At 73.6% G+C, this 22,978-nt stretch carries 15 protein-coding genes and 1 pseudogene; 13 read left to right on the top strand and 3 right to left on the bottom strand.

All coding sequences use genetic code 11. The features are described 5' to 3' along the window. Positions 1–239: 239 nt before the first annotated feature. The 6 genes and pseudogenes from ACFYWL_RS30595 to ACFYWL_RS30570 all read left to right on the top strand — a co-directional run bounded on the left by ACFYWL_RS30595 (position 240) and on the right by ACFYWL_RS30570 (position 9,269). On the top strand, positions 240–1,361 hold the full coding sequence (locus ACFYWL_RS30595; RefSeq protein WP_386980108.1) for a DNA alkylation repair protein: 1,122 nt from the start codon (positions 240–242) through the stop codon (positions 1,359–1,361). Continuing rightward, complete coding sequence (locus tag ACFYWL_RS30590) at positions 1,358–5,320, top strand: bifunctional SDR family oxidoreductase/pyridoxal phosphate-dependent aminotransferase family protein (RefSeq protein WP_386980105.1); 3,963 nt, start codon at positions 1,358–1,360, stop codon at positions 5,318–5,320. The genes ACFYWL_RS30595 and ACFYWL_RS30590 overlap by 4 nt, the downstream gene beginning before the upstream one ends. Before the next feature lie 97 nt (positions 5,321–5,417). Then, a complete protein-coding gene (locus ACFYWL_RS30585) occupies positions 5,418–5,723 on the top strand; it encodes a hypothetical protein (protein WP_386980102.1) in 306 nt (101 codons plus the stop codon). Positions 5,724–5,822: 99 nt separating this feature from the next. After that, a complete protein-coding gene (locus ACFYWL_RS30580) occupies positions 5,823–6,920 on the top strand; it encodes a class II histone deacetylase (protein ID WP_386980099.1) in 1,098 nt (365 codons plus the stop codon). 8 nt (positions 6,921–6,928) lie between these two features. Next, positions 6,929–7,663, top strand: a pseudogene (locus ACFYWL_RS30575) (thioesterase II family protein); the annotation flags it as partial. A 154-nt stretch (positions 7,664–7,817) separates the two neighbouring features. Continuing rightward, positions 7,818–9,269, top strand: coding sequence for an MFS transporter (locus ACFYWL_RS30570; protein WP_386980096.1), 1,452 nt, complete (start codon positions 7,818–7,820; stop codon positions 9,267–9,269). A gap of 39 nt (positions 9,270–9,308) precedes the next feature. Here ACFYWL_RS30570 and ACFYWL_RS30565 read toward each other — a convergent pair whose 3' ends face one another. Beyond that, on the bottom strand, positions 9,309–10,268 hold the full coding sequence (locus tag ACFYWL_RS30565; RefSeq protein ID WP_386980093.1) for a glycoside hydrolase family 68 protein: 960 nt from the start codon (positions 10,266–10,268) through the stop codon (positions 9,309–9,311). 67 nt (positions 10,269–10,335) lie between these two features. After that, the gene (locus ACFYWL_RS30560; RefSeq protein WP_386980090.1) at positions 10,336–11,391 is read right to left on the bottom strand and encodes a LacI family DNA-binding transcriptional regulator; all 1,056 of its coding nucleotides are present in this window, start codon (positions 11,389–11,391) and stop codon (positions 10,336–10,338) included. Positions 11,392–11,754: 363 nt separating this feature from the next. Between ACFYWL_RS30560 and ACFYWL_RS30555 the strand changes: the two genes are divergently transcribed. The 6 genes from ACFYWL_RS30555 (at position 11,755) to ACFYWL_RS30530 (ending at position 18,363) form a co-directional block, all read left to right on the top strand. After that, positions 11,755–13,116 carry an ABC transporter substrate-binding protein gene (locus tag ACFYWL_RS30555; RefSeq protein WP_386980087.1) on the top strand — a complete coding sequence of 454 codons (1,362 nt, stop codon included), beginning with the start codon at positions 11,755–11,757 and terminating at the stop codon, positions 13,114–13,116. Further along, complete coding sequence (locus ACFYWL_RS30550; RefSeq protein WP_386980084.1) at positions 13,113–14,072, top strand: carbohydrate ABC transporter permease; 960 nt, start codon at positions 13,113–13,115, stop codon at positions 14,070–14,072. The genes ACFYWL_RS30555 and ACFYWL_RS30550 overlap by 4 nt, the downstream gene beginning before the upstream one ends. Beyond that, positions 14,069–14,896 (top strand): carbohydrate ABC transporter permease, encoded by an 828-nt coding sequence (locus ACFYWL_RS30545; RefSeq protein ID WP_386980081.1) that lies wholly within the window; start codon positions 14,069–14,071, stop codon positions 14,894–14,896. The genes ACFYWL_RS30550 and ACFYWL_RS30545 overlap by 4 nt, the downstream gene beginning before the upstream one ends. A 3-nt stretch (positions 14,897–14,899) precedes the next feature. After that, positions 14,900–16,057 carry a serine hydrolase domain-containing protein gene (locus ACFYWL_RS30540; RefSeq protein ID WP_386980078.1) on the top strand — a complete coding sequence of 386 codons (1,158 nt, stop codon included), beginning with the start codon at positions 14,900–14,902 and terminating at the stop codon, positions 16,055–16,057. 162 nt (positions 16,058–16,219) lie between these two features. Next, a complete protein-coding gene (locus ACFYWL_RS30535; protein WP_386980075.1) occupies positions 16,220–17,542 on the top strand; it encodes a PHB depolymerase family esterase in 1,323 nt (440 codons plus the stop codon). Between the two features lie 119 nt (positions 17,543–17,661). Further along, positions 17,662–18,363 carry a hypothetical protein gene (locus ACFYWL_RS30530; RefSeq protein ID WP_386980072.1) on the top strand — a complete coding sequence of 234 codons (702 nt, stop codon included), beginning with the start codon at positions 17,662–17,664 and terminating at the stop codon, positions 18,361–18,363. A 149-nt stretch (positions 18,364–18,512) separates the two neighbouring features. Here ACFYWL_RS30530 and ACFYWL_RS30525 read toward each other — a convergent pair whose 3' ends face one another. After that, complete coding sequence (locus tag ACFYWL_RS30525) at positions 18,513–20,630, bottom strand: cellulase family glycosylhydrolase (RefSeq protein WP_386980069.1); 2,118 nt, start codon at positions 20,628–20,630, stop codon at positions 18,513–18,515. A gap of 278 nt (positions 20,631–20,908) precedes the next feature. On the opposite strand from ACFYWL_RS30525, the gene ACFYWL_RS30520 reads away from it, so the two are divergent. Further along, positions 20,909–22,486 carry a Na+/H+ antiporter gene (locus tag ACFYWL_RS30520; protein ID WP_386980067.1) on the top strand — a complete coding sequence of 526 codons (1,578 nt, stop codon included), beginning with the start codon at positions 20,909–20,911 and terminating at the stop codon, positions 22,484–22,486. Positions 22,487–22,978 lie beyond the last annotated feature (492 nt).

Below are 22,978 nucleotides of genomic sequence, written 5' to 3'. Positions count from 1 at the left end.
TACAGCCGTGGGTTGGGTGAGGTGGATTGGGTGGGGGTGCATGCCGGTAAGGGGCATCGCACGACGACGATTCCCACCTACCCCTTCGAACGCCGGACGTACTGGGTCCCCAGTGGACGGGACGAGTCACGAATCGCGGCGACGAGCAGCCCCGCTTCCTTGAGGGAGGAAACACGCAAACCTAAGATCCACCTCTACCCGCCCGCTGAGGGAATCTCTGTCGTGAAGGACCGGATGCAATGACTGGCGAATACGGACTCAAGCGCCACTTCAACGGTGACGCCGCCCGCCTCATCGGCGGGAAGATCCGCGAGGTCCACCCGGAGTTCGACGTCGAGGACTACGCCGTCGAGGTCGAACGGCGGATCCCCGGAAAGGAGCTGAAGGACCGCGTCCTCGTCCTGGCGCAGGGGCTGCGCAGCCGGCTCCCGCAGGACTACCCCGAGAGCGTGCGCATCCTCGTGTCGATCCTCGGCGACGAGCTCGCCGAGGGGGAGGGGATGTTCAACGTCAGCTGGTACCTCATGCCGGTGGCCCGCTTCGTCGAGGAGTACGGCCTGGACTACCCGGAGGTGTCCCTCGACGCCCTCGTCGAGATCACCAAGCGGCACACCGCCGAGTACGCCATCCGCCCGTACATCGAGCAGCACTACGACCTGACGATGAAACGGATGGCCGACTGGGCGCGCGACCCCAGCCACAACGTGCGCCGCATGGCCAGCGAGGGCACCCGCCCCCGGCTGCCCTGGGCGCGCACGCTCACCATGTTCGTCAAGGACCCGCAGCCCGTCCTGGAGATCCTCGAACCGCTGCGCAGCGACCCGTCGGAGTACGTCCGCAAGTCCGTGGCGAACAACCTCAACGACATCTCCAAGGACGCCCCCGACGTCGCGTTGGCCACCGCGCTGCGCTGGCAGCAGGAGAGCCCGACGCCGGAGACCGCCTGGATCGTCCGGCACGCGCTGCGGACCCTGGTCAAGAAGGGCAACCAGGAGGCCCTGGCGATCGTCGGCGTCACCGGCGGCGAGCACATCCGCGTGCCGTCGATGCGGCTGTCGCCCCGGACGCTGACCCTCGGCGAGTCGACCCTCATCCGCCTCGACGTCGAGAACACCGACAGCCGCCGGCACACCGTCGCCGTCGACTACGTCGTGCACCACGTGCGCAAGAACGGCCAGAGCATCCCGAAGGTCTTCAAGCTCACCACCCTGGAGCTGGCCCCCGGCGAGCGCCGGACCGTGGAGAAGTCCCACCCGGTGCGGGAGGTCTCGACCCGGCGCTACTACCCCGGCGAGCACCTCGTCGACATCCAGGTCAACGGCCAGGTCCTGGCCACCGACAGATTCGACCTGCGGCTGTGAGCGGCCACCGGACCCCGCTGGCCGCCGACGACCCGGTGCTGCGCGACCACCGGATCGGCGGGACCCCCGTGCTGGCCGCGGCGGCGCAGGTCGACGCCATGCTCACCGCCTGCGACGCGGCGCGGCCCGGCGGGAGCTGGTGCCTGGAACAGGTCGCGTTCCTCGCGCCGCTGCGGGTGCCGCCCGGCGCGACCGTCGAGGTCGAGACCACCCTGACCGACGACGGGGAGTGCGCGCTCGGCTCGTGGGAGCCGGGCGCGTCCACCCCGATGCCGCACAGCCGGGCCCGGGCCACCCGCAGCGCGCTGCCGCCTCCGCACTACCTGGACGTGGCCCAGCTGCGCGCCGGCTGCGTCGACGAGGTGCCGCTGGCCGCCGTCGCCGACTGGCGGCGGGGCAGCGGCATCGAGTACGGCCCCACCTTCCACGCCATCCGGGCCGCCCACCGGGGGCCGGGCCGGATGCTGGCCCTGCTCCGCGCCTCCGAGGGGCTGACCGACCCCCACCTCGTCCCGCCGGCGCTGCTGGACAGCGTCTTCCAGTGCCTCGGGATGCTCGACGACGGCGCCGCCGGGGGGTGCCTGCCCTGGTACGTGGGACGGGTCACCGTCCGGCGGCGGGTCACCGGCACCGTCCTGGCGCTGGTCGAGCGGACCGACCCGCAGGGCGCGTCCGGCGGCGCGGTGCGCGGGCGGGCCACCGTCTGCAACCAGCAGGGCGAGGTGCTGCTCGAACTGGACCGGATCGTCCTGAAGGCCCCGGGACGGGCCGGCGGATCCGACCGCCCGGCGGGGGCACCGGCCCGGCACCGGCCGGTCCCCGCCGGGTCGGTCACCGCCGTCACCTGGCAGCCGGTCACGCCGACCCCGGAGCCGGAGCCGACCGGCGGCCACACCTGGCTGGTGTCGCGCGAGCTGTCCGGCGGGTCGCCCGACGACGGGCCCGTGCTGCTCGACCCGACGGACCTGCACGACGAGCACGTCGACCGGGCGCGCGCACAGACCCCGCCGGCCGAGGTGGTCTACGTCGCGCCGCGCGGGGCGCACGACGCCGACGAGGCCGCCGCCGTCCTGCGGGGCGTGTTCACCCTGGTCCGGCGGCTCGCCGCGCAGCCGCCGATGCCGGCGCTCACGATCGTCACCAACGCCGCCCACCAGGTCACCGGCGACGAGCCGGTCGAGCCGGTGCAGACCGCGCTGTGGGGCCTGGCGCGCACCCTGCGCATCGAGCACCCGCAGGTCCGCGTACGCCTGGTCGACCTCGGCCTCGGCGGCGTCACGCCCCCGCCGACGCTCGACGAGGTGCGCCACAGCGAGGCGGAGCTGGCCTGGCGCGACGGCACCTGGTACGCCCCGGCGCACCCGGCGGTCGACGCCGTCCCCGGCGAGCCGGCGGGCCGGGCGGTCGGCGGCCGGTTCCTGATCACCGGCGGCCTGGGCGGCATCGGCCTGCACGTGGCGGAGTCCCTGGCCGGCGCGGGCTGCGCCCACCTCACGCTGGTGGGCCGGACGGTGCCGGCGCAGGGGCCGGCGCGGGACCGGCTGGACAAGCTCGCCGCCGCCTGCGACCTGCGCGTCCTCGCCACCGACGTGCGTGACCTGCCGGCGGCGCTGGCCGACGCGGAGCCCTTCGACGGCGTCTTCCACGCCGCCGGGGTCCTGCGCGACGGGCTGGCGCGCAGCCTGTCGCCCGAGCGCGTCGACGAGGTGTTCGCCCCGAAGATCGGCGGGGTGCACGCCCTCGACGAGGCGTTCGGCGCGGGGACGCGCCCCGGGTACGTGGTGCTGTTCTCCTCGATCTCGGCGACGCACGGCAACCTCGGCCAGAGCTCGTACGCCTGCGCCAACGCCTACCTCGACGGCTACGCCGCGCGCCGCCGGGCCGAGGGGGAGTCCTGGTACAGCCTCGGCTGGGGCCTGTGGGCCGTCGGCATGGGGGAGCGGGTCGCCGACGCGGCGGCGGCGCGCGGCATCCCGGCGCTGCACGCCGACGACGGCGTCGCGCTCCTGCGGCACACCCTCGGGCTGCCGCCCGGCAACTACGTCCTGTCCGCAGTCGACACACCGAAGGACGACGAGATGACGACCCCTGTGACCTTCCCCGACAGCCGGCTGTGGCCGGAGCTGTCGGCGATCCTGAAGCGGACCCTGCACGTCGCCGAGGTGTCGCCCGAGGACAACCTGCTGGACCTGGGGCTGGACTCGATGATGGCGGTCGAGGTCTCCGCCGCGCTGGCCGGCGCGGGCGTCGAGATCGACCCGGTCACCTTCTTCGACCACCCGGGCGTCGGCGCGCTGCTGCGGCACCTGGAGGGGCTCCCGCGCTCCGCCACCACGGCAGCGCCCGTACCGCCCGCGCCGCCCGCCGCGGCCCCGGCGGCCGGCCCCGCCGGGCCGTCCGCCCCCGTCGCCGTACCCCCGGTGGCGGCCGCGTCGCCCGCGACCGTCGGGTCGGGCGGGCCGGCGGCGCACCGGTTCGTCCCCGACTGGGACCGGTTCCGCGACGGCGACGGCGACGCCCTCGTGCGCCGCCCGGCCGACCGCCCCGTTGGGCCGACGGCGGCGAACGGACGGCCCCCGGCGGCGAACGGCCGGCCCGCCGCCGCGCCGCCGGCGGTGACGAACGGGCGGCCCGCGCCCGCCCCCGCCGAGGGCCACCGCCCGGCCCCGGCCGGCCCGCCGCCGGCCGGCCCGCCCGGCGTCGCCGCCCCCCTCGGCGGGGCGGTTCCCCGCCGCACCCTGCCCGGCCGGCTCGCCGACCGCCCGGACGGCACCTTCCTCGACCGGCGCATCGACGCCCTGTCGGTGGACGACCGGCTCGTCATCGCGCGGGACGACTACTTCTACGAGCCGGTCATCGAGGAGTCCAAGGGCGCCTGGATCAAGTTCGACGGCCGGTGGTTCCTCAACTTCGCCTCCTACAGCTACCTGGGGCTCATCGGCCACGACTACATCAACCACCAGGCGCAGCGCGCCCTGGAGCGGCACGGCACCGGCGCGCACGGCGTCCGGCTGCTCGCCGGCACCCTGCACCTGCACCGCGAGCTGGAGCTGGCGATCGCGCGGTTCGTCGGCGCCGAGGACGCCATCGTCTACACCAGCGGCTACATGGCCAACGTGGCGACGGTCGGCGCGCTGGTCGGCCCGGGCGACGTGGTCATCGGCGACGTCTACAACCACGCGAGCATCCTCGACGGCTACCGGCTGTCCGGCGCGACGGTCATCACGTACGCCCACAACGACCTGGCCGACCTGGAACGCGCCCTGCGCCGGGCCGGCGACGCCGGCAAGCTGGTCGTCACCGACGCGGTGTTCAGCATGGACGGCGACGTCGCCGACCTGCCCGGCATCCTGGAGCTCTGCGAGCGCCACGACGCCCCGCTGATGGTCGACGAGGCGCACAGCCTCGGCGTCCTGGGCGCCACCGGCCGGGGCATCACCGAGCACTTCGGCATCGACCCGGCCCGGGTCGCGGTGAAGATGGGCACCCTGTCCAAGACGGTGCCGAGCACCGGCGGCTACGTGGCGGGCTCCAGCGACCTGATCTTCGCCCTCAAGAACAACGCCCGCGGCTGGATGTTCTCCGCCGCCGGCACCCCGATGCAGGTGGCCGCCGCGCGGGCGGCCGTCGAGGTCATGGAGGCGGCGCCGCACCTCACCGGCGAGCTGCGGGCCCGCACCGACCGGTACCGCGCGAAGCTGCGCGCCCTCGGCTTCGACACCCTCGGCAGCGTGACGCCGGTGGTGCCGATCATCTGCGCCAGCGCCGGCCAGGCCCAGGAAATGGCCCGGCTCTGCCAGCGCGAGGGCATCTTCGTCCAGCCCATCGTCTATCCCACCGTGCCCAAGGCGCTGCCGCGCCTGCGGACCATCGTCAACCTCAGCCACTCCGTCGACGACCTCGACCACGCCGTCGCCGTCTTCGCCGACGCCGGCCGGCGGGTCGGGCTCATCGCCTGAGGGCAGCCGGGAGCGTTCCGGTCGCGACACCACCCGTGCAGCCGGCCGCCCGCAGCGGGCGGGCCGGCGGAAGAAACCCCGTCGAGAGGAGAGCACAGTGAGCGACATCGACAGCAGGGCCTTCTTCGGTGCCGTCCTGAAGGCAATCGCCTGCACCCGCAACCACAACCCGGACGAGTCCGGCTACGCCGAGGGCGTGCTCGCGCCCACGGCCCGCATCCGCGAGTTCGAGAAGGAGCTGGGCGACCGGCCGCCCACCCCGGCCGAGGTGGACCAGGTCCTCGCCTGGCTCGACTCCACGTTCCGCACCAAGCACACCCCGGCCGAGGAACGGGAGCACTACCTGCGGCGCGTCGCCGAGGTGACCGGGCAGACCCGGACCCGGGCGGCCGTCGCCGCGTAACCGGTCGCCCCCCGAGCGGGCCGCGGCGTCGACATCCCCCGTCGGCGTCGCGGCCGGCGACCACCCGCCCCCCCGACCCGAGCGCCAAGGACGTCGCACATGCCGAATCTCGCCTGGTACAGCCACGAGGTCTGCTACTGGCACGACCCCGGCCAGGGGTCGGGCTACCTGCCGGTCGGCCCGGGCATCGAACCCCTGCGCCAGTTCGCCGTCGACCCCGACCTGCGCCGCGCCGAGGGGCTGGTGCGGATGGCCGGGGTGCTGGACCACTACGCCCAGGTCACCCCCGAACCGGCCGGCGACGACGACCTGCTGCTCGTGCACACCCGGGAGCACGTCGACCGCGTCGAGGCGGCCTCCGCGCTCGGCGCCGGCGACGCCGGGGTGTACGCGCACGTCAACCACCACAGCGCCCACGCCGCCCGGGTGGCCGTGGGCGCCTGCGTGCAGGCCACCGAAGCCGTGCTCGACGGGCGGCACGACCGGGCGTACTGCCTCGTCCGGCCGCCCGGGCACCACGCCGAGCCCGACCGGGCGATGGCCCTCTGCCTCTACAACAACGTGGCGATCGCCGCGCGGGCGGCCCAGCGCCGCGGCGTACGCCGGGTGCTGGTGCTCGACTGGGACGTGCACCACGGCAACGGCATCCAGCGCGCCTTCTACGCCGACCCGGACGTCCTCTACGTCTCGATCCACCAGGAGGGGCTGTTCCCGCCCGCCTCGGGCCTGGTCACCGAGACGGGGGAGGGCGCCGGGGCGGGCCGCACCCTCAACGTGCCGCTGCCCGCCGGCTCCGGGCACGAGGCGTACCTGGCGGCGCTGACCCGGCTGGTCGAGCCGGCGGCCCGCGCCTTCGGGCCGGAGCTGATCCTCGTGGCGGCCGGCCTCGACGCGGGCGGCCACGACCCGATGGGCCGGATGATGTGCACCAGCCGGACGTTCCACGCCATGACGGCCCGGATGTGCGCCCTCGCCGACGAGCTGACCGGCGGGCGGATCGTCCTGGCCCACGAGGGCGGCTACTCGGCGTGGTACCAGCCGACGCTGGTGCTGGCCGTCGCGTCGGCGCTCGCGGGCCTGCCCGAGCCGCCGGATCCCTTCCTGCACTCGCTGGAGCACCTGCCGGGGCAGCGCCTGCGACCGCACCAGAACCGCGTGCTCGCCCACCTCGAAGCCCACCATCCGCTGCTGGCGTGAGGACGACGATGAACCCCTGGTTGCTGAAGGTGGGCGGCGGCGCACGACCGGCCGCCGCCGCGGCCGGGCCGGACGCCCCGTGGGCGCGGCTGGTGGCGCTGCCGCACGCCGGCGGCTGGCCCTCGGCGTTCCGGTCCTGGACGCGGGTCGTCCCCGCCGGGGTCGAGTTCCTGGTCGCCCAGCTGCCCGGCCGGGGCCTGCGCGCCGCCGAGCCGCCGTTGCGGCGGGTCGAGCCGCTCGTCGACGGCCTCGCCCGGGCCCTCGCCGAGCGGGAACCCCTGCCGTATGCGATCGTCGGGCACAGCTTCGGCAGCGTGCTCGGCTACGAGCTGACCCGGGCGATGGAGCGGGCGGGCCTGCCGCCGCGGCACCTCGTCGTGTCGGCCCGGCAGCCGCCCTGCTTCCCCAGCGAGCCGCCGTTCGGGCACCGGCGCACCGACGCCGAGCTGCTGGAACACCTGGTGGACATCGGCGGCATCGCCCCCGACCTGCTGCACCGGGCGGACCTGGTACGACCCGCGCTGGCCGCGATCCGGGCCGACCTGGAGGCCATGGAGACCTACGAGCGGCCGACCACCGGCACCGGCGTGCCGATCCTGTCGTTGGGCGCGGCGGACGACCCGATCGTCGTCGCCGACCGGCTGCACCTGTGGTCGCTGGAGACGACGGGGCCGTTCGCCCGCCGGATGTTCACCGGCGGCCACTTCTACCTGTACGAGCCATACGTCGCCGAGGCGGTGGTCACGCACCTGACGACCCACTGTTTCCCCCGTCCGACGACACATCCAGAAAGGATCCACATTGCCCACCACGATCGAACCGCAGCACCGGGCGGGCCCCCGGGAATGGCTCGGCCTGGCAGTGCTGGCGCTGCCGACGCTCCTGCTCTCCATCGACATGAGCGTCCTGCACCTCGCGGTGCCGCACATCAGCGAGAGCCTGCTGCCCAGCGCCCCGCAGATGCTGTGGATCATCGACATCTACGGTTTCATGATCGCCGGGTTCCTGGTCACCATGGGGACCCTCGGTGACCGTATCGGCCGGCGGCGGCTGCTGTTGATCGGCGCCGCCGCGTTCGGGGTCGCCTCCGTGGTCGCCGCGTACGCCGACACGCCGGCCATGCTGATCGCCTCGCGTGCCGCCCTCGGCGTCGCCGGGGCCACCCTGATGCCCTCCACCCTCGCGCTGATCAGCAACATGTTCCAGGACGCGCGGCAGCGGGGCGTCGCCATCGCGGTCTGGGTCACCATGTTCTCCGTCGGGGTCGCGCTCGGCCCCGTCGTCGGGGGCGCGCTGCTGGAGTTCTTCTGGTGGGGCTCGGTGTTCCTGCTCAACGTGCCGATCATGGCCGTGCTGCTGGTGGCGGGGCCGCGGCTGCTGCCGGAGTACCGGGACGCCGACGCCGGCCGGCTCGACCTGGCCAGCGTGGCGCTGTCCCTGGCCGCGATCCTGCCGATCATCTACGGCCTCAAGGAGCTGGCCAAGGACGACGCGGGCCCGCTGCCGCTGCTCGCCGTCGCCGCCGGCCTGGTCGTCGGCGTGTTCTTCGTCCGCCGGCAGCGTGCCCTGGCCAGCCCGCTGATCGACCTGCGGCTGTTCCGCAACCGCCCGCTGGCCACGGCTCTGGTGGCGATGCTGTTCAGCATGCTCATCGCCGGCGGGACGTACCTGTTCGTGACGCAGTACCTGCAACTCGTCGTCGGGCTCTCCCCGCTGCGGGCCGGGCTCTGGCTGCTGCCGGCGGCGCTCGCGTTGATCGTCACGTCCATGCTGTCGCCCGTGCTGGCGGGGAAGATCGCGCCCGCCCGGGTGGTGGCCGCCGGCCTGGCGGTCTCGGCGGTCGGGCACCTGATGCTCGCCCTGCTCGACAGCCAGGGCGGCCTCACCCAGCTGGTGGTCGGGTTCCTGCTCGTCTACGCCGGTGGCGGCCCGCTCATCGCCTTGGGCACCGACATCGTCGTCGGTTCGGCGCCCCCCGAGCAGGCGGGCTCCGCCTCCGCCGTGTCGGAGACCAGCACCGAGCTGGGCATGGCGCTCGGCGTCGCCCTCCTCGGCAGCGTCGGCGCGATCGTCTACCGCAACCAGTTCACCGCCCCCGAGGGCTCGGCCGCGGGCGACACCCTTGCCGCGGCCGTCGCCGCGGCGCAGGAGCTGCCCGGCGACGCGGGCGCGGCGCTGCTGGCCGCCGCCCGGGACGCCTTCACCAGCGGGCTCAACCTCGTCGGGGCGATCAGCACCGTGATCACCGTGCTGCTCGCGGTGGCGGTCCTGGCCATGGTCCGCGACCGCCCGGCCGGCGACGCCGAGGCGGGCGCCGACGACGCCGTGCCGGCGCAGGCGGCCTCCTGAGGCCCGGCCGTCCCGGCGGGCCCCCGCCCGCCGGGACGGCTACCGCCGGATGGTGCCCGCCCCGCCGGGCGGCTGGGCGGGCGACGGGTCGGCCGCCGGGAGGTGGAACGGCACGGGGTCGGTGAGCTCACCGACGAACGCGCCGTCGACCCGGTCGAGGAAGCCGATGAGCGCCCACCCCCGGTCGCCGTCGGGCACCAGGCGCGGCGCGTACAGGTGGGGGTGCGGGACCGGCCGCGCGGCGGCCACGTCCCAGGGGCCGCGCACGCTCGGCGCGTCCGCCACCCAGATCCGGTGGTCGGGCAGGCGCGGGTCCGCGACGGCATTGGTGCAGAACAACAGCAGGGGCCGGCCGTCGACGACGGCGACCTGCGGCACCTCGAGGTGGCCGAACCCGGCGGGCGCGGACAGCGGCGGCCGGACGGTCCAGGAGAGCAGGTCGGGCGAGGTGGCGTGCCCGACGACGCCCCGACCGCCCGCCGGGCCCCGGTTGGCGCGGGCGGTGACGAGCATGTGCCAGCCGTCGCCGTCGGGGTCGGCGAAGACCCAGGGGTCGCGCCACGCCTGCTCGTACCACGCGTCCCGGTCGAGCAGCTCGTACCAGGTCGGGTCGGCCTCCACGAGGGGGCCGTCGCCGTGCCGGTGCCAGGTGGTCAGGTCGTCGGAGACGGCCAGGCCGACGCGCTGGACGAGGCCGTCCTCGGCGCGGCCGACCCCGGTGTAGAACAGGTGCCACCGCCCGTCGGGGCCGCGGACGGTGCAGCCGGTCCAGGTGGCCAGGTCGTCCCAGGCGGGCGCGTCGGCGGGCACGAGCGCGTCGGCGAGCAGGGTCCAGGAGCGCAGGTCGGCGGAGACGGCGTGCCCGATCGACGCCCGGCGGTGGCGGCGGTCGGGGTCGTGCAGGGCCCGGGAGGCGCGCAGGAAGAACGCGTGCCACCGGCCGTCGTCGTCCTGGACGTACCAGCTGTCCCACACCCAGTGGTCCGGCAATCGCAGCATGGCCGGCAACCTACCAGTGAATCGGTTTAGCAGTCATCTCGGCCCGGCGCTGCCGACGCCCGCCGGCCTACGCCGACGCCCGCCGCGGCGTCGGCACTCCCGCGGCCGGCGCGGCGACCGACCGGCGTCGACGCAGCGACATGGGTACGTACGACGGCCCGGCCGCGCCCCCGTCGAGCACGAGCTCCACGGCGCGGCGGCCCATCCGCTCGTGCGGCAGGGCGGCGGTGGTCAGGCCGGGGCGCAGCCAGGCGGCGATGGGATCGTCGTCGAACGAGACGACGGAGATGTCGTCGGGGATGGCCAGCCCGGCCTCGCCGAGCGCCTGGTACGCCCCGAACGCCAGCCGGTCGTTCATGCAGACGACCGCCGTCGGCCGGGGCGAGCGGGACAGCAGGGTGCGCATGGCGGCATACCCGTGCTCCGGCAGCCACTCCGCGCAGAAGCACTCGGCGAGCAGGCCGACGCCGGCTGCGGCGAGGGCGGCGCGGACCCCGCGCAGGCGGGCCGGCGCGGCGATGGAGACCTCCGCGTCGCCCTCCTTGAGGCGGTTGCGGCCGATCAACGCGATGCGGTCGCGGTGGCCGTGCGCGAGCAGGGCCTCGGTGACGGCGACGGCCGCCTGCTCGTCGTCGGGCAGCACGCAGGGCAGCTCGTCGGGGCTGACGGCGTTGAGCAGCACCACCGGGCCGCCGAGGAGGGCGGGGGGCACCGTGAGCCGGCGGGTGGCCATCGCCGCGTAGACGACGCCGTCGACCTGGCGGTCGAGCATCGCCTCGATGGCGTACCGCTCGAACGCCGCGTCCCCCTGGGTCTCGGTGATCAGCAGCACGTGGTCGTGTTCCCGGGCGGCGTCCAGCGCGCCCCGGATCAGGTCACCGGCGAACCGGGTGGTGGCGACGATGTCGGAGACGAACGCGATGGTCGCGGTCTTGCGGGTGCGCAGGCTGCGCGCGGCCATGTTGGGCCGGTACCCGAGCTTCTCGGCCGCGGCGAAGACCCGTTGGTGGGCCTCCGCGGACAGCCGGGTCCCCTCCCGTCCGTTGAGCACCATCGAGGCGGCGGTCTTGGACAGCCCGGCCAGCCGTGCGACATCGGCCAGGGTTGCTCTGTTGCGGCCCATGACTCCTCCGAATCACCGCGACGCGTCCCGCGCCGCCACGTCACATCATCATGCGGGAGTCACGAGGACCACCCCCGGCGGGTGGGTGACGGGCCGCGGGGCGTGTGAACCGGCCGTTTCCGAGTCGTTGCGAACTCGTCCTTGACAGGCTCGGAGCACCGCGCGCATGCTCTGCTAAATCATTTTAGCTACGTCGTTTGGTCGTACGGAAGGGCGCCTCCGCCCACCCGCCGTGATCATGTCGACCGGCTCGCTCGCGACCCCCCGGGGCCGGGCCGCGCGGTCCCGACACGACACGGTCGGTGCCGGTGCGCGCCGGCCCGCCGGGCGGCGTGACGCGGCATGAATCAAGGAGTGGTTGACGTGCCGGATATCTCGACCAGGTTCTCGCGGCGCGGCCTGGCACTGCTGGTGCCGGCCCTGGCCGCCGGCCTGGTGATGAGCGCATGTAGCGCGCCAGGGTCGGACCAGCCGTCGTCGACCGGGTCCGACGCACCCGTCAGCACCGAGCTCGGCACCGGGCCGATCACCCTGGAGCTGTACGCGGAGACCGGATTCCCGCTGGTCAAGGCGCTGGCCGACGAGTTCACCAAGCAGCACCCGAACGTGAAGTTCAACATCCGCGAGGACCAGTTCACGGTGATCACGGAGAACGCGCCCCGGGTGCTCGCCTCGGACAACGCGCCCGACATCATCCGCCTGCCCACCATGGTCGACCTGGTCAAGGACGACCTGCTGAAGAACCTCGACCCCTACGTCGCGGCCTACGGCTGGGACAAGTTCCCCGCCTCGCAGCTCGTCCAGCTCCGGCTGGCCGACGGGGGCAAGGTGCGCGGCTCCGGCTCGCTGTACGGGCTGGGCCTCGGCTACAGCGTGACCGGGGTGTTCTACAACAAGAAGCTGGCCCAGCAGGTCGGCATGACCGAGCCCCCGGCCACCGTCGCCGAGTTCGAGGAGCTGCTGGCCAAGGCCAAGGCCGCCGGCGTGCAGCCGATCGTGCAGTTCAACAAGAACACCGCGGGCATCAACTTCCCGCACCAGGCGTTGCAGAACCAGTTCGGCGACCCCGCCCAGATCGCGGACTGGATCTTCCAGAAGCCCGGGGCCACCTTCGACACCCCCGCCGCGCTGAAGGCGACCGAGACCATCCAGCGGTGGGCCAAGGCGGGCTACTTCACCAAGGACGCCAACGCCCTGGACTACGCCACCATGGTCGGCGACTTCACCAAGGGCGGCGGCCTGTTCATGTTCAACGGCGACTGGGAGTCGGGCAACCTCGACAAGAACATGGCCGGCAACGCGGGCTTCTTCCTGTTCCCGACCGAGGCCGCCGGCGGCAAGCACGTGGCGATGTCCGCGCCGAACACCTTCGGCGTCGGCGCCCGGGCCAAGAACCCGGACGCCGCCGCGTACTTCCTCAACTGGGCGCACACCGACGCCAAGGCCCGGGAGATCTCCGTCAAGGTCGGCGGCTCCAGCCCCGGCGGCCCCGCCGAGCTGCCCCTGCCGCCCGTCGCCGAGGGCACCGTGCTGGCCGAGACGCTCAAGGCGTCGCAGCAGCTCGGCGCGGAGAACGGCGCGGTCGACTTCACCGCGAACGCCACCGGCGGCATCTTCGCCGCGGCGATCACCCCGGAGATGCAGAAGCTGATCGCCGGGCAGCAGACCCCCGAGGGGTACGTGAAGGCGGTCCAGGCCGAGTACGAGAAGGAACTGTCCCGATGACCGCTGCCGTCGGCGGCACTGACGCCGGTGTCCCGGCCGGCGGCGCGGACCGGCGGTCACCAATGCGGCCCCACCGGAGGCGGTGGGGCCGCACGGCCGGGTGGCTCGGCTGGCTGTGGGTCCTGCCGGCCCTGCTCATGTACGCGTTCTTCGTGCTGCGCCCGCTGCTGCTCACGATGCAGTACTCGCTGTACCGCTGGAACGGCATCGGCCAGGCCGAGTGGGTCGGGCTGACCAACTACCTGACCGTGTTCACCGACAGCGACCTGCTGAAGATCATCGGGAACGCGTTCGTCCTGATCATCTTCTTCAGCTTCGTCCCGGTCGCCCTCGGGCTGCTGGTCGCCAGCCTCGTACGCCGGATGAGCGGCGGCGCGTTCGGCACCGTCGTGCGTACCGTGCTGTTCCTGCCGCAGGTGATCCCCCTGGTCGCGGCCGGCATCGCGTGGAGCTGGCTGCTGTCCACCGACGGCCTGGTCAACCAGGCGCTGCGGGCGGTCGGCCTGGGCGGGATCACCCGGGCCTGGCTCGGCGAGTTCGACACCGCGCTGCCGTCGGTGGGCGTGATCGGCACCTGGGTCATGCTCGGCCTGTGCACGATCCTGCTCGTCACCGGCATGAGCAAGATCGACCCGGCGCTGTACGAGGCGGCCCGCATCGACGGGGCCGGGCCGGTGCGGGAGTTCTTCGCCGTCACCCTGCCGAGCCTGCGGCAGGAGATCGGCGTCTGCCTGACCGTGACCATCATCGCCGCCCTGGCCAGCTTCGACATCGTCTACATCTCCACCAGCGGCGGCCCCGGCATCCAGACCACCGTGCCCGGGCTGGAGATCTACCGGCTCGCCTTCTCGCAGCGGCAGGTCGGGCTCGCCTCGGCGCTGGCGGTGGTGCTCATGGTGCTGGTGCTGGCCTGCGTGCTGCCGATCCAGCGGCTGACCCGGGAGGACAAGGCATGAACCTCACCAGCCGCAGCGAGCGACTGACCGGCCGGATCTTCCTGATCGCGCTGGTCGTCGTCACGCTGCTGCCGTTCCTGAGCATGCTGTCGGCGGCGTTGCAGCCGCGCGGCACCGTCCCCACCGGGCTGGCCTGGCCGGCGGACCCGCAGTGGGGCAACTTCGCCGACGCGTTCACCGCCGCCAACATGGGGGCGCTGCTGCGCTCCAGCCTGCTGATCGTGGTGGGGGTCGTGCCGATCGGCGTGGTCATCGCCACCATGGCCGGATTCGGGCTGGGCCACCTGCGGGTGCCCGGCGGCCGGATCGCCTTCGGCCTGCTGCTGCTCGGCCTGACCCTGCCGTTCGAGGCCGTGGTCACCCCGCTGTACTACCAGATGCGCGACCTGGGCCTGCTCAACACCAGGTGGGCGATCATCCTGCCGCTGATCGGCCTGTACATGCCGTTCTCGGTGTTCTGGATGCGGGCGCACTTCGCCACCGTGCCCAAGGAGCTCTCCGAGGCGGCGCGGGTCGACGGCAGCAACACCTGGCAGCTGTTCTGGCGCGTCCAGGTGCCGCTGGCCCGGCCGGCCATCGCGTCGCTGACCATCCTGCTGTTCCTGTGGACCTGGAACCAGTTCCTGCTCGCCATCGTGCTCGTCGACGACGCCACGAAGCGCACCATGGCCGGCGCGCTCGGGGCGTTCCAGGGGCAGTGGGGGACGGACCTGGTGCTGCTGTGCGCCGGCTCCCTGCTCATCCTCACCCCCACCCTCATCGTGTTCCTGATCTTCCAACGCCAGTTCATCAAGGCCCTCATCCAGGGATCGCTGAAGGGATAGCGCGTGACGACGCCTGCACCGGTCCACGGCGACGCCGACGAGGGCTTCGGCCCGGTCGTCGACGTCTTCCGGGACAACTTCACCGCCCGCGGCGACGTCGGCGCCGCGGTCGCCCTCTACGTGCGGGGCCGCAAGGTCGTCGACCTGTACGGCGGGCTCGCCGACCCGCGCTCCGGCCGCCGGTGGGCCGCCGACACCCCGGCGGTCGTCTTCTCCTGCACCAAGGGGATCCTGGCGGTCTGCGCCTACCTGCTGGTCCAGCAGGGCCGCCTCGACCTGGACGCCCCCGTCACCCGCTACTGGCCCGAGTTCGGCCAGCACGGCAAGGACGGGATACCGGTGCGCTGGCTGCTCACCCACCAGGCCGGCCTGCCGGCCCTGGACCGGCCGCTGACCCGCGCGGACGTGGTCGCCTGGACGCCGGTGATCGAGGCGATCGAGGCGCAGCCGCCGCTCTGGCCGCCGGGCACCGCGCACAGCTACCACGCGATGACCTACGGCTGGCTGGTCGGCGAGGTGATCCGCCGGGTCACCGGGCACCTGCCCGGGGCGTTCTTCCGCGCGGCGCTCGCCGACCCGCTCGGCCTGCGTACCTGGATCGGCCTTCCCGAGGCCGAGCGCGCGGCGGTGGCCTGGATGCTGGCGCCGCCGGCCGGCGCGCTGCCCGCCCTGGACCCGGTCGCCGAGCGGGGGCTGACCATGAACGGGGCCTACGCCTTCCCGGCCGACGACGACGGCCTGGTCAGCTTCAACGACCCGGTCATCCAGGCCGCCGGGATACCCGGCGCCGGCGCGGTCAGCACCGCCGAGGGCCTGGCCCGGCTCTACGCCGCCGCCGTGTCCGACGTCGACGGCTCCGGGCGGCTGCTCACCGCCGCGTCGGTCGACGACGCGACCACGCCCCGGGCCTGGGGCCGGCAGCGCTACGGGCCGCCCGACGAGGGGCAGCGCTGGGGGACCGGCTTCCTGCTGGACTCCCCGCCGGCCCGTCCGCTGCTGGGCGCGCGCAGCTTCGGCCACGACGGCGCGGGCGGCCACGTGGCCTTCGGCGACGACGCCCACCAGGTGGGCTTCGCGTACGTGGTCAACCAGATGGGCGGGGTGGACGACGAGCGGGGTGACCGGCTGGTCGCCGCCGTGCGCCGGTGCCTGGAGGGCTGACCCGCGCCGGACGGCCGCGATTGTTTCCACCGGATTTCCACTGTGTCTTGACAGCGGTGCGGCGGGGCGCGTTAGCTCCAGCTAAATCATTTTAGCGTCGATGGATGGCGGCGGGCGGGCCGCGCCCGCCGCCACCGGAGACCGCGGGAGGGACGAAACCGCATGACCCCTCGCCTGAGGACCGTCGCGCTGCTGACCGCCGCCATCGTGTCGACATCGGCCGGCGCGGCGTACGGCGCGGACCGCACCGGCCACGGCGGCGATGCCGCCACGGGCATCCGGAGCATCACCCCCATCACCCAGGTCCACACGTACGGCCAGCAGGTCTCGGCCGTCGCCGTCGAGTACGGCGCCACGGTCGACCCCCGGAGCCTCGACACGCGCACGTTCTCCGTCTCCGACACCGTCTACAACTTCCGGTTCAATCCCATCGAGGACCTGCCGAAGCTGGCGGACCGGAGCATCACCCACGTCTACACCAACAGCCGCCCCACCACCCGGAGCGACCACCGGGCCGTCACCGGCCGGTACGTGATCGTCGAACTCGACCCGGCCGACGGCAAGGGCTCGACGGTGATCGTCTCGAAGTGCCCCACGTTCCTGTGCACCGTCAAGGTGAACCCGGACCTGCCCACGCGGGTGGTGCAGCGCGCAGACGTGCGCGGCCTGCCGGGCCGGGGCAACGGCAAGGGCAGGGGCCCGGTGCTGGCCGAGGGGGCGCCGCACCGGTCGCACCCGATGACCGAGGAACCCGTCGACCTGCTCGTCGACGACTTCACCTACGGCTCGTACCTCAGCGGCGGGATGGTCCTGCCCTACCACTACCACCTGCCGAAGAACTACCAGCCGGGCCGCCGGTACCCGCTGATGGTCGTGCTGCCCGGCCACGGCATGGGCTGGGACGGCGACAACACCGGCGTGCAACTCGCGGCGGACATCCCCGCCACGGCGTGGCTCCAGCGCGACTGGACGGGCTCCGACGAGGACGTCATCGTGCTCGCGCCGCAGCACCAGCGCGTGGGGGCCGCGGCCGAGGCCGACCTGCTCGTCAAGCTGGTCGACCAGTTCGTCGCCGACCACCCCGTCGACGCCGACCGCGTCTACGCGACCACCGTCTCCTACGGCTCGCAACTGGCGTGGCAGGCGTTCGCCAAGCGCCCGGACCTCTTCGCCGCCGGCCTGATCACCGGTGGCTTCCAGGTCGGCGTCGACCAGGCGAAGGCCATCGCCGCCGCCGAGATCCCCGTCTGGATCACCCACGGCGTCAACGACCACCTGCTCAACGTCTCCCTCGCCCGCAACTCCCGCGCCGCCCTCCAGGCGGCCTACGCGGCCGACGGCAAGACACCCCAGCAGATCGACGCCCTGCTCCGCTACACCGAGTACGGCAACGACGCCTTCACCCAGCCGGACTACCACGCCGCCTTCGGGCCGACCTACGCCGACCAGGGCATCCTGCGCTGGCTGCTCGACCAGCGCCGGTAGCCGACCCGTACCGCCCGGTCCGTCCCCACCGCACCGGGGACGGACCGGGCCACGGCCCGCCGGGCGGCCGTGCGGCGGGGCGGCCCGGGCGGGACGGCCGTGGGGTCCACAATGGCGTGATGAGCGCGCTGGACTACTACCTGGTCCGTCCGGACCCGGCCGGCGGCGCGCGGCGCGCCCGGCCGGAGGGCCTCATCGTCGAGGAGTTCGTGTTCGCGGCGGACCACTCGGCGGTGCGCCTGCACAGCGCCGCGTGGACCCCGCAGGACGGCGGCTGGTGGAGCTCGGCGGCGTTCAGCCGGACGATGCGCCTCGACGCCGCGCTGCGCGCCCGGGTGGCGGCCGTCGACCGGCGGGACGCCGCAGCCGCCTACCGCGAGCTCGGCGGTGGCGAGCTGCCCGACGAGGGTACGCTGCGTGGCCACTTCGACGACTCGACGCCGCTGGCCACCGCGCCGCTGCCGCTGACGCCCGGCCACCCGACGGCCGGGTTCGGCGAGACCCGGGTCTACCGGGTCCTGTTCGCCGACGTGCTGGGTCCCGACGGCCTGGCGCACCTGCGGACCACGTGGCGGATGACCGTCACGGGCGATGCGGCCGACCCCGGGGCCCGGGTGCTCGGCGTCGCCCGGCGGCGCGTCGGCGACGACGCGTTCACCTGGCACCTGCGGCGCATCGGCGCGGGCGGCCCGTGGTGCCTGGACCTGACCGTCGACCTGGCCGGCGGCCGGGACGACACCGTCCGGCCGATGCTGCGGGAGCTGACCACGACGCTGCGGATGGCCGGGCTTCTACCCGTTACGGTCGAACGCTTCTCCTGACCGCCGCTTGCCGGCCGTGAGCAGCGGACCCGGGGTGAGCGGCACACGCCCGGCGCCTCCCCGGGACGGGGCGCCGACGACCGCGGGCCCGGCCCCGCCCACGGGCGACCGTGGGAGGGGAGCGGGCCCGCGAGCCTGGCGTCGGTCGATCAGGCGACGGTGCCGGTGACGCTGCTGCCCGAGCGGGTCACCTTGTACGTGACCTTCTCGCCGCTCCAGAAGTGGAAGGTGAGCGTCACCGGGGCGTTGTCGCTGACCGCGGCGAAGAAGTCCGAGGTCAGGGCGATGGAGTTGCCGGTGTAGTTGGGCTGGAACGTGACGTCGAACTCCTTGAACGGCGTCCAGTCGTGCGGTCCGGCGTTGCTGCCGTCGGCGTACTTCGCCTCCATGGTGGCGAGCTGGTCGCCCCGGAACTGGGTGGGGATCGTGAACGCGCTGGTCGTTCCGGTGGCGTTGGCCAGGATCGGCCGGTCGTAGGTGATGATGTTGATCCGCCACGGCACGCCCGCCGAGAACCGCGCGTGCAGGGTCGCGTTGACCCCGTACGCCCGGCTGCCGGTCAGCCGGGTCAGCGCGGACGCGGTGAGGGTGAGCTGGCTGCCGCTGACGGTGTAGTCGGTGCCCTGGACCAGGTCGGTGTTGCCCTGCCGCAGGCCCTGGAACGTGGTGCCGTTGAGGTTCAGGGTGAGCGTCCTGGCGCTGATGGCGCTGGCCTTGGCGGTGAACACCAGGTCCGACGAGGCGGTGCCGGAGCGGGTGGTCCAGCTCGACTTGAGCTGGGCGGTCAGCTCCGGGTCGCTCCACTGGAACGAGGTCCGGCCGAGGTGCTGCCCGTTGTCCCACAGCATGGTGGTGAGCTTCCTGGCCCGCGCGTAGTAGCCGAAGTACTCGAAGAACTTCAGCTTCTCGCCCTGCTCGATAGTGCCGGTGTGCCGGTCGAAGCCGAGCAGCCCGTACTCGCCGACGATGACGGGGATGCCCTTGGCGACGAACGCGTTGTAGACCCGGTCGAAGGAGTCGGTGAGGTCCTTCTGGGCGGTGGCGTCGAAGTGGGTGCCCCCGGCGACGTTCACGCTGAAGGGCCAGTAGCCGTAGTAGTGGACGGTCGCGATCAGGTTGCGGTCGTTCAGCGCGTTGAACGTGGCCACCAGCTCGTCGACGCGGGCCTGCTCCGACGAGGTGTGCAGGGTGGGCAGCACCAGCAGGCGGGTGGCGTTGTTGCCGCCGGAGGCCCGCACGATGCGGTGGAACGACGTGTTGAGCTCGTGGAGCAGGGTGGCGTTCTGGGCGTCGCCGGAGCTGCCGGTGAACTGCGGCTCGTTGACGCTCTCGAACACCAGCTTCGGCGACGAGCTGCGGAACGTGCTCGACAGCTGGGTCCAGATCGCGTTGTACTTGGCCAGCACGTTGGTCCGGTCGGTGGGCATGGTGTTGATCCACTGCCACGAGTCGTGGTGGATGTTGATCATCACGTAGAGGTCGTCGGCGAGCGCCCAGTCGACGACCTCCTTCACCCGGTTCAGGTACGCCGCCTCGATCAGGTAGCTGGGCGCGCCGCCCAGGTGCGCGCTCCAGGTGACCGGGATGCGGATGCTCTTGAAGCCCTGCGCCTTCACGTTGTCCAGCAGCGCCTCGGTGATGCGCGGGTTGCCCCAGGCGGTCTCGTCGGCGCCGACGGCGTCCAGCGAGTTGCCAAGGTTCCAGCCGGGCTGCATCGCGGCCACGGCCGCCATGGCGTCGCCGGCCGGCGGGGGAGTGGTGGGCGGCGGGGTGGTGGGCGGCGGCGTCGTCGTGGGTGGGGCGCTGGTCGGCGGGGCCGTGGTCGGGCCGACGCCACCGGTGCAGGCGACGCCGTTGAGCGCGAAGGAGGCGGGGTTGGTGTTCGCGCCGGACCACTGGCCGTTGAAGCCGAAGGAGACCGTCGCGTTCGTGGCGATGGCGGCGTTGTAGCCGACGTTGGCGGCGGTGACGTCGTCGCCGGAGGAGGTGACCGTCGCGTTCCACGCCTGCGTCACCCGCTGCCCGGCGGGGAAGGTCCAGGTCAGACGCCAGCCGTTGATCGCGTCGCCGAGGTTGGTCACGCTCACGTTCGCGCCGAACCCGCCCTGCCACTGGCTGCTCACCTGGTATGTCACCGCGCAGCCGGCCGCCGCCTGCGCGGTGCCCGCCACCAGGACGCCGACGGCGGCCAGCAGCATCGTGACCGCGCTGGTGAACGCGCCGACCCGCCATCGGGTCCGTCGGGTGGTGCCTCGTGAGCCGATCATGACACTCCTTGCCGGGAAGACGCCGCCGCGTGACGGGGTGGGCGGGGCGTCAGGAAAGCGCCACGTGACGCCCGTCGGACCGGCAGATTAAGTTTGCAACACAAACTTTGTCAATCGGTGTGCGGCGATGCGTCGGCGGCCGTGCGCCCACGCCCTGCCCCACCGATAGGAGCATTCGCCCCACCGTGCCGCGCCCGCCGTAGAACCATGTGGGTGCGGGCAGGCGCCTCCCGACGCCGTACGGCCGCGCACCGGCCGTACGACGCGGAGGGGTCGACGTGGAGGGCCTTGTGCTGATCGTGGTGCTGGCGGCCACCGTGCTCGTCGGCACCACCATCGGTGGGCGCTACCGGGTCGCCCCGCCGGTCCTGCTCATCGGCATGGGCGCGCTGCTGGCGCTCGCCCCGCCGCTGTCGGACGTGATGCTCGAGCCGGACGTGGTGCTGCTGCTGTTCCTGCCCGCGATCCTGTACCGGGAGAGCCTCACCGTCAGCCTGCGGGAGATCCGCGCCAACCTGCCGGTCATCGCCCTGCTCGCCGTCGGGTTGGTCGCGGCCACCATGGCGACGGTGGCCCTGGCCGCCCAGGCGGCCGGCGTCGCGGGGCCGGCGGCCTGGGTGCTCGGGGCGGTGCTGGCCCCGACCGACGCCGCCGCGGTCGCCGGCCTGGCCAAGCGGATGCCCCGCCGGTTCCTCACCATCCTGCGCGCGGAGAGCCTCATCAACGACGGCACCGCGCTCGTCCTCTTCGCCGTCGCGCTGGGCCTGATCACCGGCGGCGCCCCGCCGGGCCCGCTCCCGCTCGTCGAGCGCATCGGCGGGTCGTTCCTCGGCGGCGTCGCGGCCGGGCTGGTGATCGGGGTGGTGGTCGTGCTGATTCGCCGCCGCCTCGACGACCCGCTGCGCGAGGGCGCGCTCAGCGTGCTCACCCCGTTCGTGGCGTTCCTGGTGGCCGAGGAGCTGCACGCCAGCGGGGTGCTCGCGGTGGTGGTTGCCGGCCTGGTGCTCTCCTTCGCCGGCCCCCGGGTGATCCGGGCGCCCTCCCGGGTGATGGCCTACGCCTTCTGGGACCTCACCACGTTCCTGATCAACGGGGGCCTGTTCGTCCTGCTCGGCATGCAGATCCCCCGGGCGGTGCGCGGGGTCACCAGCACGTCGCTGGGGCGGGCGCTGCTCATCGCGGTGCTGGTCGCCGGCGTCGTGCTGGCGACCCGGATGGCCTGGCTGCACCTGTCGGCGTACCTGCTGCGGCTTGTCGACCGCCGCAGGTCGCAACGGGCCCTGCGGGTCGGCTGGCGGATCCGCACGGCCGCCGGCTGGGCCGGCTTCCGCGGCGCGGTGTCCCTGGCCGCGGCCCTGGCGGTGCCGCTGTCCACCCCGGCCGGCGAGCCCGTCCACGAACGGGACCTGATCATCTTCTGCACGGCCCTGGTGATCGTCATGATCATGCTGGTGCAGGGCACCACCCTCCCGCTCGTGGTCCGCTGGGCGGGCCTCGTCGGCGACCAGCAGCGCGCCGACGAGGTGCGGATGGCCCGGGTGCGGGCCACCGAGGCCGGGCTGGCGGCGCTGCCGGAGGTCGCCGACGGGCTGGGCGTGAACCGGGACGTCGCCGACCGGATCCGCAGCGACTACCAGGACCACCTCGACGACATCCGGGCCGCCGAGCAGGGCGAGGCCGCCGAGCGGGCCCGCGACCTGGAGCGCCGGCTGCGGCTGGCGGTCCTGGACCGCAAGCGGCGCGAGATCACCCGGCTGCGCAACGCGAACGAGATCGACGACACGGTGCTGCGGGAGCTGCAGGCCGCGCTCGACATCGAGGAGATCCGCCTGCTGGGCCCGCCCACGCCCGAGTGACCGCCGCCCGGCCGGGCCCGCACGCGGCCTCAGGCCCGGGCGGCGTCGCCCGGCGTCGGGCCGAGCACGGGTTAGGACCCAGCAGCTCGTCATGCCGGGGACGCCCGAGACCGTGGCCGAGGTGCACCAGGAGGACGGGCGGGCCCAGCGTCCGCGCGGTCGCCGAGGCCCCCGGCCCACGAGCTGGGCGTCCACCGCGGGGTCCGGTACGTCGCGTCTGACCCGGGGTGATCCGGGCAGGTCAGCCCCCTCCCTGCCGGAGGGAGGGGGGTCGATTTGGTGGGCCCGAGGGGACGGGGTAATGTTCTGCGCCGGCAGGGAAACGGGCGTCAGGTGGAGACCACGACGGACGGCCTGCCGGACCCCAGGAAGCCACCGGCAGTCGCCGGGTGTGGAATGGTGCCCGTAATTCGGGTGGAAGCGGGTCGGATCGGGATTCTCCGGTTTGACAGTGCGGAAACCGGAGGGTAACGTAGTAAAAGTGCCCGGCGC

Source organism: Micromonospora sp. NPDC002575 (assembly GCF_042889525.1).
Classification (GTDB): Bacteria; Actinomycetota; Actinomycetes; order Mycobacteriales; family Micromonosporaceae; genus Micromonospora; species Micromonospora carbonacea.
Note: the sequence above shows the minus strand (reverse complement) of the source record. Positions and strands in the feature narration are given on the sequence as shown.

Excerpts from the sequence above, each read along its gene's own strand:
- ACFYWL_RS30595 (WP_386980108.1), top strand. The coding sequence starts at position 240 with ATGACTGGCGAATACGGACTCAAGCGCCACTTCAACGGTGACGCCGCC.
- ACFYWL_RS30530 (WP_386980072.1), top strand. The coding sequence starts at position 17,662 with ATGAGCGCGCTGGACTACTACCTGGTCCGTCCGGACCCGGCCGGCGGC.
- ACFYWL_RS30580 (WP_386980099.1), top strand. The coding sequence starts at position 5,823 with ATGCCGAATCTCGCCTGGTACAGCCACGAGGTCTGCTACTGGCACGAC.
- ACFYWL_RS30525 (WP_386980069.1), bottom strand. The coding sequence starts at position 20,630 with ATGATCGGCTCACGAGGCACCACCCGACGGACCCGATGGCGGGTCGGC.
- ACFYWL_RS30560 (WP_386980090.1), bottom strand. The coding sequence starts at position 11,391 with ATGGGCCGCAACAGAGCAACCCTGGCCGATGTCGCACGGCTGGCCGGG.
- ACFYWL_RS30535 (WP_386980075.1), top strand. The coding sequence starts at position 16,220 with ATGACCCCTCGCCTGAGGACCGTCGCGCTGCTGACCGCCGCCATCGTG.
- ACFYWL_RS30545 (WP_386980081.1), top strand. The coding sequence starts at position 14,069 with ATGAACCTCACCAGCCGCAGCGAGCGACTGACCGGCCGGATCTTCCTG.
- ACFYWL_RS30550 (WP_386980084.1), top strand. The coding sequence starts at position 13,113 with ATGACCGCTGCCGTCGGCGGCACTGACGCCGGTGTCCCGGCCGGCGGC.
- ACFYWL_RS30570 (WP_386980096.1), top strand. The coding sequence starts at position 7,818 with ATGAGCGTCCTGCACCTCGCGGTGCCGCACATCAGCGAGAGCCTGCTG.
- ACFYWL_RS30565 (WP_386980093.1), bottom strand. The coding sequence starts at position 10,268 with ATGCTGCGATTGCCGGACCACTGGGTGTGGGACAGCTGGTACGTCCAG.